The 12893-nt window shown below is 52.0% G+C and carries 13 protein-coding genes; 2 read left to right on the forward strand and 11 right to left on the reverse strand.

From position 1 onward, the window contains the following. Positions 1-14 precede the first annotated feature (14 nt). The 5 genes from H7F31_RS21560 to H7F31_RS21580 form a co-directional block, all read right to left on the reverse strand. The gene (locus H7F31_RS21560) at positions 15-1004 is read right to left on the reverse strand and encodes a phosphotransferase (RefSeq protein WP_187100483.1); all 990 of its coding nucleotides are present in this window, start codon (positions 1002-1004) and stop codon (positions 15-17) included. Positions 1005-1029: 25 nt separating this feature from the next. After that, the gene (locus H7F31_RS21565; protein WP_187100484.1) at positions 1030-1701 is read right to left on the reverse strand and encodes an MOSC domain-containing protein; all 672 of its coding nucleotides are present in this window, start codon (positions 1699-1701) and stop codon (positions 1030-1032) included. Between the two features lie 328 nt (positions 1702-2029). Beyond that, the gene (locus H7F31_RS21570; RefSeq protein WP_187100485.1) at positions 2030-3661 is read right to left on the reverse strand and encodes an amino acid permease; all 1632 of its coding nucleotides are present in this window, start codon (positions 3659-3661) and stop codon (positions 2030-2032) included. Between the two features lie 156 nt (positions 3662-3817). Then, positions 3818-4426, reverse strand: a complete 609-nt coding sequence (locus H7F31_RS21575; RefSeq protein ID WP_187100486.1) for a DUF3298 and DUF4163 domain-containing protein — start codon at positions 4424-4426, stop codon at positions 3818-3820. Between the two features lie 100 nt (positions 4427-4526). Next, complete coding sequence (locus H7F31_RS21580; protein WP_187100487.1) at positions 4527-5255, reverse strand: phosphonate ABC transporter ATP-binding protein; 729 nt, start codon at positions 5253-5255, stop codon at positions 4527-4529. Between the two features lie 151 nt (positions 5256-5406). Between H7F31_RS21580 and H7F31_RS21585 the strand changes: the two genes are divergently transcribed. Beyond that, complete coding sequence (locus H7F31_RS21585; RefSeq protein WP_108992887.1) at positions 5407-5631, forward strand: hypothetical protein; 225 nt, start codon at positions 5407-5409, stop codon at positions 5629-5631. A gap of 129 nt (positions 5632-5760) precedes the next feature. Here the strand turns inward: H7F31_RS21585 and H7F31_RS21590 are convergent, their stop codons facing one another. Continuing rightward, positions 5761-5898 (reverse strand): hypothetical protein, encoded by a 138-nt coding sequence (locus H7F31_RS21590; protein ID WP_187100488.1) that lies wholly within the window; start codon positions 5896-5898, stop codon positions 5761-5763. A gap of 129 nt (positions 5899-6027) precedes the next feature. On the opposite strand from H7F31_RS21590, the gene H7F31_RS21595 reads away from it, so the two are divergent. Then, positions 6028-6762 carry an HAD family hydrolase gene (locus H7F31_RS21595; RefSeq protein ID WP_187100489.1) on the forward strand — a complete coding sequence of 245 codons (735 nt, stop codon included), beginning with the start codon at positions 6028-6030 and terminating at the stop codon, positions 6760-6762. An 18-nt stretch (positions 6763-6780) separates the two neighbouring features. Here the strand turns inward: H7F31_RS21595 and H7F31_RS21600 are convergent, their stop codons facing one another. From H7F31_RS21600 to H7F31_RS21620, 5 genes are all read right to left on the reverse strand, one after another. After that, entirely contained in the window at positions 6781-9102 is a 2322-nt protein-coding gene (locus H7F31_RS21600; RefSeq protein WP_187105466.1) for a type IA DNA topoisomerase, read from the reverse strand. A 39-nt stretch (positions 9103-9141) separates the two neighbouring features. After that, entirely contained in the window at positions 9142-10179 is a 1038-nt protein-coding gene (locus H7F31_RS21605; protein ID WP_187100490.1) for a glucosaminidase domain-containing protein, read from the reverse strand. Positions 10180-10233: 54 nt separating this feature from the next. Further along, the gene (locus tag H7F31_RS21610) at positions 10234-10551 is read right to left on the reverse strand and encodes a hypothetical protein (RefSeq protein ID WP_187100491.1); all 318 of its coding nucleotides are present in this window, start codon (positions 10549-10551) and stop codon (positions 10234-10236) included. Positions 10552-10666: 115 nt separating this feature from the next. After that, the gene (locus H7F31_RS21615; RefSeq protein ID WP_087569265.1) at positions 10667-12154 is read right to left on the reverse strand and encodes a glutamate synthase subunit beta; all 1488 of its coding nucleotides are present in this window, start codon (positions 12152-12154) and stop codon (positions 10667-10669) included. A gap of 238 nt (positions 12155-12392) precedes the next feature. Further along, positions 12393-12884 (reverse strand): dihydrofolate reductase, encoded by a 492-nt coding sequence (locus tag H7F31_RS21620; protein ID WP_187100492.1) that lies wholly within the window; start codon positions 12882-12884, stop codon positions 12393-12395. Positions 12885-12893 lie beyond the last annotated feature (9 nt).

Raw genomic sequence — 12893 nt, forward strand, 5'->3', positions numbered from 1 at the left:
TAAGTAGTGTGAGTTCAAAAATCAAGAGGGTTAAACGCAAGCCATTCGCAACCAAAAGCGCAGTTGTCCACTATGTCCGCCAAAACTTCCGGACCGTCCAGACCATCGCGGTAACGAACGGCGAAGTGAAGCGCTACGTCAAGCAAACGCAGCTTCATTAGCGTCGGAAGCAGATTCCTCTCTTCGGAGCTAAGAGGGACCGCGGTCTGGAAAGCCCGCGCGGCGAGTTCCAACCGTTCCTTGCTTCCTATCGCCAACTCCGGCTTCAGCAGATCAACCAGAAGGACGGCAAGCTCCATGGCACGGCAATCCATCGTGACGAATTCGAAGTCGAGAAGGCCTGAGATGGCGTCCCCGATGCTCAGCGCGTTCCCGAAGCAAATGTCGCCATGAATCCATTGCTGCGGCAATTGGGCCACGCTCATGCAGGCGTGAAGCGCGCGTTCCCTTTCTTTTTGCAAATATTCCAGCTTCGGGATCCGTTCGGCAATGCCGGAATCGCTGTCAGCAAGACCAAGGAACGAAGCCTTGTCCATGGAGGCATAAGTCTCTCCCATATCATAATAGGGGCTGTACCCGGAAGCTGCTTTGAATTTAATGCCGCTAAGGATTCGGCTCAGCTCGCCGCATGCCGCTCCAAGCGCCTTCACGTGGGCACTTTTCTCTGGCGAGGGACGGTCTCCTTCTATGTAGGTGAACAGGCAAGCAAGCTTGCCGTCCGGTAGTTCCGTTATTGTACTTCCATCCAGATTGTAGACAGGACTCGGGATCCGGAACGTTAAATGCTTGTTCGAAAGCGCCTTCAACATGTCATGCTCCAGACGAACGGTATCCGCGTCGCCATGGTTGTTATAGAGCCTTAGCACGTATTTGTCTTTGCCGCAGCTGATGATTCGTGTCGTATTGTTCATGCCGCTGACTGCGGCAGGTTCCGTGCGATACGGACCTTGCCAGCCATATCGCGACGCTGCGTCTGCCGCTTGTTGTTCAATGTCGGACACCATGCTTCTCCTCTCCGCTCCGTTAACGTTATGCTCCGCCGCGAAGCTTGTCCAGCCGCTTGCCCAGCTGCTCTTGCCAGCTGGCAGCCAGCTCTTTCACGCTCAGCAGCTTCAGGATAGCGGACTCGTTTTCCTTTTGATGATACATGATGACATTCGCCTCCATGACGGTAATTCCGGCAGGATGGCGCTCTACGATCTTAAGCTTCTCTCCGGCAGCCAAATATCCTTCCTTCAGCACTCGGAAATAAAAGCCGGAGTACCCCGTCTGTTGTACTCGTACAGGCAGCTCCTGGAGCTCATTGCGAAGTCCCAGCTTGTAACAAGGCTGCCTCGGCTGGCTAACCTGCAGCAGAACTTCGCCTGCCGCTACGATATCGCCAATGCAGAGCTCCTGTTCCGTCCAGGGTCCGATCGTCAGATTTTCTCCGAAGGCTCCTGACAGAAATGGCCGTCCGAATTCGGACTCCCAGTAAGGATATCGGGCCGCGCTATATACGCATATCGCTTTGTCCGGTCCTCCATGGTTGATCAAGTCGCCTTGACCATCCCCCTCCAGGCCATTTGCACCTGCAAACACCGCATCCGTTGTTGATGCCTTGAAAATGCCGCTGAGCACCTCCTTGGCGCCATGGGCAATAAGGACGGGTTTCCCGACCTGCAGCGATAAGATGGCAGGCGTGACCGCCGTATGTACCATGCAACTGCTCCTCCTCGTAACTGTTCTATCCTTCTTATTATACGCCCAGGAGGGAGATCATGGCAAAAACTCGTTTATTTCCCGACCAATCCTGCCACCTTTCATAACTTCTCCCTTTTCGACACATTCTCCTCCCATTATTGAACGGCGCTGTCGAAACAATCTTCATTCTGTAAAAACTTGCGCTTCCCCGGGAAATGATTATTATAAACAGACCTTCATTTCCCAACCTTCCCCTTCCATTTCCCTTTACTCTCTTCCCTGTCATAATTGTCTGAACATTCTCAAGATTCTTATGTCGACGTGATCATAATCCCGGCTAACCGTCTCAATGGCTTGACGGCTGCTTAACCGCGATTAGGCCGGCTCCCGCAGTCCCGGCAAGCATAACGATTGCAGCAACGATACCTCCGAACGAATGAACGATACCCGCTGTCATAATAGCGCTGAATACAAGCCAGACCAACGCCACTAGGCGGATGGCTTGCCCCCAATTCCCCAAATGCCATGGAGGCGGCGGATCGCCAGCCCCATGTCGTGATTTAAATGCCTCTTTCGTCATCCGGCGCTTGGTCGCCCCAGCCTTTCGATCCGCTTGCCATCTGAGGCCGATCGGGATTGCGGCTGCTAGATGCAATAAGACAATCGAAGCCGAGACAAGGGCAATAAAGCTCTCGTTCGCTTGCAATACAACTGTACTGACAAGCAGCAAGATGGCCGCCGTTGCGGTAAACCAAATCGCGTACAAGGGAGCGTTTCGTCGATAGGAGTACATCGACAGCCTGCTGCTGAACGGGATCGCTCCATCCCTCGCCAAGCTAAATGCGACTCTGGAGCTAGACGTCATTGTTTGCAGACCGCTCTGCCACAAAGAGAGGAGAATTAGCGCCGGGAGCAGGTAAGAGCCTCCCCAGGCAGCGGCGGCATATTCCGTAAAACTCGTAAGTCCCGCCGTTTGAAGAACACCGTAAGCTTCCCCAAGCACCCCGCTTCCAGGCAGGGTGATAAGCGTCATAAGCAGCAAAACGATCAACAAGCCTATATAGGTGTACGAGCTGGACAAAAAAATCCCCCACGGTACGCGTATACGCGGCTCCACGATCTCCTCTGCTCCATGCCCGGCCCCATCCATGCCCGTAAACAAGGCAGACAGCAACAACAAACCGATGACGAACGGCAGCAGCCCGACAGGATCCGTTAAGCCGCTATCCAGTCCTTGATACAAAACAACGGGAGAATAATCCCCCGGCCAGAACAACCATGTGAGCCCGGCAAGCGCCAACAACATTATGGTTAATTGAAGCCATGTGCCCCCTGCTTCTATTTTCTCCGAGATTCCGGATGTATATTGCCCTATTAACGCTTGAGTCAAAACAGCTGTTGCGGCAACGATAAACAACGAAATCGCCGAGCTTTCATACCCCAATCGCGAGGCCAGCAGACCATCAGCCAGATATGCAAAGCCTCCTATAAACAGTGCAAGCTTGACCATATTTCCCGCAAGCTGAAGCCAACCCGCCCTCATCCCCCACTTGCGTCCTCCGAGCTGATAAGCGGCATGGTAGACGCCTCCCGCAGTCGGAACTCCGGAAGCCAGCTCGGCGATTGCCGCGCTAACGCAGAGTGATAACAGCGCGACCAGCGGCAAGCCGAACCCAATGACAGACGGGCCGCCGGATGCGAGAGCCGGACCAAATAATAAGGCGGCGCCGCCGACCATGCCTATAGCATTAAACGACTTCGCGGCGGCGGACAGGCCTCCCCCCTTACGGGGCAGAACCTGCGGCAGACCGAACCGCTGGAGCTCGCTTTTATCCTGTGCGGCTTGCATGTCCTTGCCATATGGAATCAAACTTTGGTATGTGCCGGCACGCAAGCCTTGCTGAGCCTTCCGGGCGACCAGTACACTGAACAAGCACGGAATGCCGGCAAGCAGCACGCCTAATATTGCAACGACCATCGTATCGCCTCCTACGATAATGTATGATCGCGCTTCATGCAGCATGACCCTTATTGCCGGCAAATACCGCCAAGCGCGCCAAGAAGCGCCCCGCCAACAGGCAGGACGCTTCAATTATTACGATATTTTATTTATGGAATCTACTATAAATCGTTTCTAACCTTCCAGCATTGGAGCTAGCGGTCCATCCTCCGCAATGATAGCTTGCAACTCGTAAACCGGGATAGGGAAATAAATTAAGCCGTATACGTAAGCAGCCAATTCATACAATTGGAAGTAGATCACAAGCGAACGGTCGGCAACGTAGAACGATTGCTCCGGCGAGATTGCCGTGAAAGGCTCTAGCGTTTCGATTCCCCTTGCCTTGATTCCAGCCGCCACAATCTTGCTGATTACTCCAACATAATCGCTTCCGGGCTTAAAGAGCTGTTCAAGCTCATAAGTATGGCCCGTCGAAGATCGGAACGTCAGGGAGACCTGAAGCGTCATGCCATGAGCTCCTCCCGTGTAGGCATAGTTGATCAACGACAAGCTGAAAACGTCCTTTTCGTTCGTCTTGAGCTCAAAGTAGCCGATCATCTCCGCTTTTGGATCTTCCAAGCTTCCCTGCTCGTGAACAAGCTGGCGGACATGGGCCATAATCGTTTCGTTAATAAGCAAGTCGGCGCCTGGATGAGAGCTCCCCGATACTTGCGGTATTTTAATGCTGGCCTTCGGAAATGTAGATACTACCGTCCGCACTACGAGCGGATTGGGAGTAGGCATAGAAGAACACACCTTCCTGTCTTGAAAGATGCTCTATTCTATGCTCCGTTCTGCCTATTCCATTCGAGATCCATCCAAAAATGCAATTTTCCCGAATAAGCTAATCCAACTGTCGTTTCTCACGTTCGGTCAACCTGCGGCCGTACACATCCAGCACCAGCTGCCCTCCGTTAAGGCCGAGAATCCGGTCCGCGTACCTTTCCGCCCAGTCGCCTTGATGCAGGACGGCTATGACGATAATGCCTTCATCCTTGCATAGCGCTTTCAACTCGCCAAGCACGGCATCCGCCGCATGCGGATCAAGTCCGGATACCGGCTCGTCCGCCACGATTACTTTAGCACCGTGCACAAGCGCCCTGGCAATCGCCATCCGCTGACGTTCGCCGCCGCTGAGATGCTTCGCTTTCATATGGGCCTTGTCGATCAAACCGCGCTTCTCGATCATGTCCATGGCGCCCATGTAATCGTCATTGCGCATCATGCCTGTCCATCGTCTCCACGCTGGCGTCTGACTGACGGAACCGATAATGACGTTTTTAAGACCTGTTTTGTCCGGATTCAAATAAGGCTTCTCTTCCAGGTAAGCTACCTGGCGTTTGACCTTCATCTTGGCAGACCAGCCGCCCCCGAGCACGTCCTTGCCGTCGAACTGATAACTTCCGCTCGACCATGCTTCCTGCAAGGCAAGACATTTCAGCAGCATCGACTTGCCGCTGCCGCTGCTTCCTTTCACCGCGATAAAATCCCCTTCGTAAGCATCGAAGCTGATGTCGCTGAGTAATTTCGGTCCTCCGGGAATACGTTTCGTCAATCCTTTTATCCGTAGCATCTTCCGCTCCCTTTCTGTCGTTGCAAAAGCTTCTATAAATCTAGTTTACGTGAAATAAAAAACACTTTCCACCCGAACAAATGTTTGGTATAATAAAAATAGGAACAAACGTTCTAAAACTTCATAAACCCTATAAGGAGGCTAGATCACCATGAAGACCAACTGTGAGAATTTCCGCTATGTCGAGAAAGCACGTCCACACCGAGATTTGACTTTCAAGTTTTACAATGACGGGAAACTTGTTATCATCGATAACAACACGGAGGAGGTGATACGCCCCAAGGATTTAAGGGGAGATAGCCGTGACTTCTACGTTCGCAAGCGCATCGCATTCATTAAAAATGTCGTGGCTGCTTCGCAATTGAAATACGCTTAATTCCGACTTGATTTGTTATATAGGAATAAGGGGCTGTTCAAGTCAATGCGACTTTGACAGCCCCTTTGTTGTAGTGCTAAAGCAACATGGCGATCAAGCGATTCCCGTTATGGGAACGGCTTCCCTTGGCTAACTCTGCTGCTTGTTAATGCCATTTAAGCTTGGCGGGCGTTTAGCCCCCTTCTCTGCTTTGACCGTCACTTCCGGTTCGTTGATGCTGGATTCGTTGTAAAGGTTGTTCTTTTTGTTGCTTTTGTTATGCGGCATGTTCTCACCTCCACTACCATTATGCGAAGGTGAGGAACAATCTATGTAGCTCCTTTGGATTGACTCTGCAATGGCTTTACGGTAGATTGATCATACACAGCTATACCCTTGCCAAAGGAGACTGCACATATGAAACAACAGATCCTGTTCGATCTCGACGACACGCTTATCTATTGCAACAAATACTTTTTCTTCGTAGTGGACCAATTCGTTGACTCCATGACCACCTGGTTCCAAGGGTACGAGGTCGTAACGGCCGACTCCGTAAGGGAGATGCAGCACGAAATCGATGTTGCTCTTATTGGGAACAGCGGCTTCAAGAGCGAACATTTCCCACAATCCTTTATTGATACCTACGTGCATTACAGCGATCTGACCGGACGCAAGCGCTCAGCCGTGGAAGTCGATTTCCTGTGGAAGCTGGGTCTTGGCGTCTACGAACATCAGACAGAGCCTTATCCCCATATGGAGCAGACGCTTGACGCGCTGGCCGAGGCGGGACATGAGCTTCATCTCTATACAGGCGGAGAGCTGCTTATCCAACGCCGCAAGATCGAGCAGATGAATCTGGAGCGTTACTTCGGCTCGCGCATCTACATTCGCCAACTAAAAAACAACGATGCCTTGGAGCAAATACTGAAGAACAGCGATTTCGATCGGAAACACACCTGGATGATCGGCAACTCCATTCGTACGGACGTCGTACCGGCGTTAACAGCCGGCATACACGCCATTCATATGCGGACATTGGAGGAATGGCAGTACAACGTCATCGGCATTAACGTGCAGCCTAAGGGCGCGTTCCTGACGCTGGATCATCTGCAAGATGTTCCTCCGGCGATTCACCGCTTTATTGGCAAATAATAAATAAAGGTACACAAACTAATTCTCAACATCCAGCTCGCCGTTTGCGGCGTTTCGAACGACAATGCGGCCTTCGATGCTGCTGCCGTCATCCAGGACCAGCTTCAGCTTGGCTGTCTTGCCTTTCTCCGCAAGCGCCTTGACCTGCGCCTCCGTCAAGTTTCGGCCAAAGCTTTCCTTCCAGATGACGAACTTGCAGCCGCTGCGATAATTGGAGCAGCCATAGCCTTTGCGTCCCATAAAGAGGCGACCGCCGCAGCCCGGTCTCGGACACGCCGCTATAGTCCGGGGCTCTCCGTCCTGGACCTGCTCCGAAGATTTACTCGTTGTTTTTGACGCTGTTTTTACAGCTGTTCGACTCGCCGCTTTTACAGCTCCACTGGCGGCTACGCCGGTCTCGCTTCTCCTTGCGGCTCCAGCTTTCCCTCTTGTAGATGAGCGTGGTCCACGAGCCGCCCCTTTTCCTCTGCCGCGCTCCGCCGACTGCTCAGAGCCAAATGCCGCTACATCCGCACGCGACTGCAGTCTGACCTTCTCCACAATCATAGTGGCAAACTTCTTCACGTTGTCCATGAACTGCAGATTGGATGCCCCTCCGCGCGCAATTTCGGTCAGTCGTTTCTCCCACATCCCCGTCATTTCGGGCGAAGTAAGCAGCTCTACGCCAGCCGCACGGATGAGCTCGATGGCCGTCCTTCCCTTCTGCGTGACCAAAATCCTTTTGCCTTGCATCTCGATGTAACCAACATTTTTAAGCCGTTCGATCGTAGCCGCGCGCGTCGCAGGCGTTCCGAGCCCGGAATCCTTCATGGCATCTCGAACTTCCTCATCCTCGATCTGCTTGCCTGCGCTTTCCATCGCTTTTAGCAGCGTTCCTTCTGTATAAGCTTTGGGAGGCTGAGTGTCCTTCTCCTTCATCGCCGCATTCCGGCACAACACGGGACGATCGCGGTCAAGATGAAAGGGCTCGTTCACTTCGTCTTCTTGCTCGGCTTCCTCTTCTTTGCCCTTCTTCGTGTTTTTCTCATTGCCTTTGCTCTGGTCCGCATAAATCGCCTTCCAGCCCAAACTGAGCAATTCCTTTACGTTCGTTTTGAAGTTTTCTCCCTCTACCTCCGTCACAACGGTATGCGTTTTATATTTCGCTGCCGGATAGAAGTGGGACAAGAATCTTCGGACGATCAGATCGTACAACTTCTGCTCGTCGGGGGACAATCCTCCGGCTTTGCGATTGGTAGGCAAAATCGCATGATGATCCTCGACCTTGGCGGGATTGCATACGAACTTATTCCCCTTATGAACCAGGGAACGGTTCGCGCCTTCGGCCCATTCGTTATAGGTCGTCCCTTTCAACGACTGCAAGGTTTTATGCATCTCAGGGATGTTCTGTTCCGTCACGTAGTTAGAGTTGGTTCTCGGATAAGAAATGACCTTGTGTTTCTCGTACAAGGATTGGGCGGTGTCTAACGTCTTTTTGGCCGAGAAGCCGTACTTCCCGTTCGCTTCCCTCTGCAGCAAGGTCAGATCATACAGCTTGAACGGGTATTCCTTGACATCCTTGATCTCGTAGGTGGCAATCCTCCCCGATTTGCCCTTTACCTTGGCCGCAATCGCCTCCGCTTTTTCCTTCTCCGTCATCCGTTCGCCTTGCCACATCCCCCGATACGTCGTATCGTCCTGGATGAAGGTCGCCTCCACTTCAAAATATTTCAGGGACGTAAACGCCTCGATCGTTTTCTGCCGATCGTAAATTAGGGCCAGCACGGGAGTCTGCACGCGTCCTACGGAAAGCAGGACGTTATGCTTCGTCGTAAACGCGCGCGAGCCGTTCATGCCGATCAGCCAGTCCGCTTCGCTGCGCGCGGTGGCGGCCTTGGTCAGATTGTCATACTCGCTGCCTTCCTTCAGCTCCGCGAATCCTTTGCGAATCGTCTCCGGCGTCAAATCGGAGATCCAGAGCCGCTTAACGGGCTGCTTCAGCTTCAAGTGACGTTGAATAAGCGAGAAGATGTATTGCCCTTCCCGCCCTGCATCGCAGCCATTTACAAGCGAGCCGCATCGCTTGGCCAGCTCGCCGATTACTTTAAGCTGGTCGATCGTTTTGCGATTGGGCACAAGCTTGAACTGATCAGGAATAATGGGCAAATGCTGAATATTCCACTTCTTGTATTTCTCATCATAAGCGTCGGGCTCAGCGAGTCCGATTAAATGACCGATCGCCCATGTAATGATATACTGTTCGCCTTCGATATAAGTTCGATGATTTTTCGCCTTCGGTTCAATAGCGGAAGCGATGTTGCGTCCCATATCCGGCTTTTCTGCAATGACCAGCGTCTTTATCATGAGCTCCGCTCCCTCTCCTTGCTTCATTCTAGACTGCTAGAATCCATCCAATGACATTACAATGTCACGCATGATCAAGCTAACGCCTTTCGACCAGTTTGGATCCTCCGCGTATTCTCTGTTAATCCAGACAATAGGATCCACATCCGACGGCCTGTCCTTGCTGAGACGATTAATCGTCCGAGCGGCTATAGCCGATGATTGTTCGATATTCGTATTAAACTCTTCCCAGCTGTGGAAGACGTTAAATGGATTATTCGCAATTTGTTTGGCCTTCTTGTGAGTGACAGGCACGAACCCCTGCTCTTGCCCCGTAATCGCGAACAGCAATGCAGGATGAATGTCGAATTGCTCCGCGGTGTTTAGAATCGCATCCAAATAATGCTTTTCCGCCAATAACGAATTCCGTTCACTTAAATAAGCCATTAACCGTTCCCGATCGACTTCAGCATACCGCAATCCGGCAGGCAATTCGTTAAGAGCGGCCGGTGGAGCCTCGACAAGCTGCTGCTCGGGCACCGGTACAACGACGGAAGGACGCCCTCCTTGCAGGATGGGGGTTGCTGACTGCCACGTATATAAGGTAATAGATGCAACGATTAGCAGACATAGAAGGCCATACGTTAGCACTCGCCGACGCATGCGCTTGCTATGACTGTCTGGCATTGCAGCCGCTTTAATCGGAGACTCGCTCGACCAATCCCTTATTCCGATCTCCGCAGTACGTAATTCTGCAGTTGATTGCAGCTTGCGCTCCTGCTCCCTGACCCAATGATCAAGAGGCCGGCGTATCGCTTCATCATTGTGATCAAGCTCCATACATAGTTGGAAAATATCATCACTGCAGACAGATCGATTCTCCTCTAATACGATCGTACGGATCAGTTGGCTTGTTAATGCATGTTTAACAGCCCCGTCGAAATCGGGAAGCTGTCTGTAAATGATTCGCGATACCGCATCGGCAACGATCTCGGCGCGCTTGCGGCTTGGCATCCCGGCGTATTTGTTCAATACGTAATTTCGTATCTGGCGTACGTCCCGAGGTGTAAGCACATAAGCTTGATCGGCTGTCATCCGCAGTTCCCCTCCTACGAATCTCTTACATCGATTCTACCATAACTTCCCTGCTTACGGCGTAGTTAGATTGGCGATTTCGCTTCGAATCGCTTCGCTGGCAATAAAAGCAGCAATTTGCTCCTTCTCCCCCACTGTGAAGCCGTATTCGCAATCGCAATCTTCATCTTGCGGCAGCATATGTACGATTGTTCCGTCATGCGTGCAGATGACCCATATCGTAAAGGCGATCATATCGCTTGGGACCGGTGTCTCTTCCACAAGCCCAGGCTGCAAGTATATATCGACCCATTGTTCATCCCTGCGCTCGATACGGAATTCGAAGGAACTGAATTTGAGCTCGGCAACCGTATCCAATCCATATTTGATCATCGTTCATTCCTCGCTTTCTATACGATAATACCATAAAAGCAAGAAAAAGCGCCCGAGGGCGCTTTTACCTTCTCTTGACTCTTCCATGTCCTATGGAAGACGTTCCTCGGCTGCGTTAAGGCAGCATTGAGGAACCCATCAAATATTTATCAACTTCGCGAGCTACCTCGCGACCTTCGTTAATCGCCCATACGACAAGGCTTTGTCCGCGGCGCATATCGCCTGCAGCGAATACTTTATCAACGTTGGTGCTGTATTCGCCGTATTTCGCTTTGACGTTGGAACGGCGATCTTGCTCTAGACCGAGCTGGTCGATCAGCGTCGACTCCGGTCCTTCGAAGCCTACCGCGATGAAAACCAGATCTGCCGGCCATACTTTTTCCGTACCCGGGATGTCCTTGTAGATTCTGCGCCCCGTCTCATCGACCGTACGTTCGATTTGAACCGTGTGCAGTTCCTTTAGATTGCCATTTTCGTCGCCTACGAACTTCTTCGTAAGGACCGAGAAAGCACGGGGATCATCGCCGTACAACGCTTTGGCTTCTTCCTGTGCGTAATCCAGCGTATACACATTCGGGAATTGCGGCCAAGGATTTTTGATCGGATCGCGCGTAAGCGGCGCCTTGCCGACCGTGCCAAATTGCGTAATCGACTTGCATCCATGGCGCAATGCCGTTGCCACGCAGTCTGTTCCTGTATCGCCGCCTCCGATTACGATCACGTTTTTGTCCTTGGCGGAGAGGTATTTGCCATCCTCCAGATTGGAATCCAGATAGCTTTTGATAGTACCGTTCAAGTAATCCATCGCCATATGAACTCCGTTTAAGTCGCGGCCTTCGATCTCTACGTCGCGCGCCTTCGTAGCGCCTCCGCATAGTACGACCGCGTCGAACTGCGCAAGAAGCTCGCTTGCTGCAATATCCTTGCCGATCTCGGTATTCGTCACGAACTCGATGCCTTCTTCGATCATCAGATCAACACGTCTTTGTACAACATGTTTTTCCAGCTTCATAGTCGGGATGCCGTAAGTGAGCAAGCCGCCGATACGGTCAGCGCGCTCGTACACCGTTACTGTATGCCCGGCTTTGTTGAGCTGCGCCGCCGCAGCCATCCCGGCAGGGCCGGATCCCACGACGGCAACTCGTTTGCCTGTACGCATTTTAGGCGGTTGCGGAACAACCCAACCTTCTTCGAAACCACGATCGATGATCGCTTGCTCGATCGTCTTGATTGTAACGGCATCGCCGATCAGGCCTACCGTGCAAGAACCTTCGCATGGAGCAGGACAAACCCGGCCGGTAAATTCCGGGAAATTATTTGTTTTGTGCAGGCGTTCCAGCGCTTCGCGCCATAACCCTCTATAGATCAAGTTATTCCATTCTGGTATGAGATTGTTGACCGGACAGCCGGAGACGGATCCAGCCAGCTCTATGCCCGTATGGCAGTAAGGAGTGCCGCAGTCCATGCAGCGCGCGCCTTGCGTGCGAAGCTGCTCGTCTGACAGATGCTTGTGGAACTCGTTCCAATCTTTAATGCGCTCAATCGGGTCGCGATCGGCTGGCAGTTCGCGCTGATATTCCATAAATCCCGTTGGTGTAGACATGATCGCTATTCCTCCATCCGTATTCCCGTTTGCTGCATCTCCTGCTCTCTCTAAAAATATATCGGGAATCCATTCATTTTTCAACCGTTTCAACCCGTTGTAAATTTCGGTAACTATAATATAATATCCTAGCATTCCGGTGACGGGGTGGTTAATGGATTATCCGTACAATCATTTGCACTTATTGACGAATCGTTCGTCAAATCATGTCTACACCGCAGAAAGCAGTCAAATTCATCTATAGTCGCTCATGGGTTACGAAAGTGAAGGCGTAGGCATTGCGTTCATCCGGCTCCTTGCGATCGCCGACGATACGCCGCCAATCCTTTGGATCGAATTCGGGGAAAGTAGCGTCTCCACCTATGATCTCTGTCTCAACTTCCGTCAGCAATATTTTGTTTGCGTAAGGAAGGAACTGCGCGTAAATGTCGGAGCCTCCGATAATCATCAGCTCTTCGACCTCCGGGATCAATCGAAGCGCTTCTTCAACGGAATGAACAATCTCGCTGCCTGGAAGCTCGAGGTTTGTCTGACGGGTCAGCACAATATTGCGTCGATTGGGAAGCGGCTTGCCGCCTAGCGATTCGAAGGTCTTGCGCCCCATCAAAACGGTCTTCCCCAAAGTGTTCGCTTTGAAAAAGGCCATTTCTGCCGGAAGCCTCCATGGCATGGCATTGCCCTTGCCGATTGTACGATTGCGGTCCATCGCCGCGATTAATGTTATGGTCATGTTCTAACC

Origin of the sequence: Paenibacillus sp. PAMC21692 (assembly GCF_014303795.1) — a bacterium.
GTDB classification, from domain to species: domain Bacteria; phylum Bacillota; class Bacilli; order Paenibacillales; family Paenibacillaceae; genus Pristimantibacillus; species Pristimantibacillus agaridevorans.

Excerpts from the sequence above, each read along its gene's own strand:
- H7F31_RS21560 (WP_187100483.1), bottom strand. The coding sequence starts at position 1,004 with ATGGTGTCCGACATTGAACAACAAGCGGCAGACGCAGCGTCGCGATAT.
- H7F31_RS21565 (WP_187100484.1), bottom strand. The coding sequence starts at position 1,701 with ATGGTACATACGGCGGTCACGCCTGCCATCTTATCGCTGCAGGTCGGG.
- H7F31_RS21570 (WP_187100485.1), bottom strand. The coding sequence starts at position 3,661 with ATGGTCGTTGCAATATTAGGCGTGCTGCTTGCCGGCATTCCGTGCTTG.
- H7F31_RS21575 (WP_187100486.1), bottom strand. The coding sequence starts at position 4,426 with ATGCCTACTCCCAATCCGCTCGTAGTGCGGACGGTAGTATCTACATTT.
- H7F31_RS21580 (WP_187100487.1), bottom strand. The coding sequence starts at position 5,255 with ATGCTACGGATAAAAGGATTGACGAAACGTATTCCCGGAGGACCGAAA.
- H7F31_RS21585 (WP_108992887.1), top strand. The coding sequence starts at position 5,407 with ATGAAGACCAACTGTGAGAATTTCCGCTATGTCGAGAAAGCACGTCCA.
- H7F31_RS21590 (WP_187100488.1), bottom strand. The coding sequence starts at position 5,898 with ATGCCGCATAACAAAAGCAACAAAAAGAACAACCTTTACAACGAATCC.
- H7F31_RS21595 (WP_187100489.1), top strand. The coding sequence starts at position 6,028 with ATGAAACAACAGATCCTGTTCGATCTCGACGACACGCTTATCTATTGC.
- H7F31_RS21605 (WP_187100490.1), bottom strand. The coding sequence starts at position 10,179 with ATGACAGCCGATCAAGCTTATGTGCTTACACCTCGGGACGTACGCCAG.
- H7F31_RS21610 (WP_187100491.1), bottom strand. The coding sequence starts at position 10,551 with ATGATCAAATATGGATTGGATACGGTTGCCGAGCTCAAATTCAGTTCC.
- H7F31_RS21615 (WP_087569265.1), bottom strand. The coding sequence starts at position 12,154 with ATGTCTACACCAACGGGATTTATGGAATATCAGCGCGAACTGCCAGCC.
- H7F31_RS21620 (WP_187100492.1), bottom strand. The coding sequence starts at position 12,884 with ATGACCATAACATTAATCGCGGCGATGGACCGCAATCGTACAATCGGC.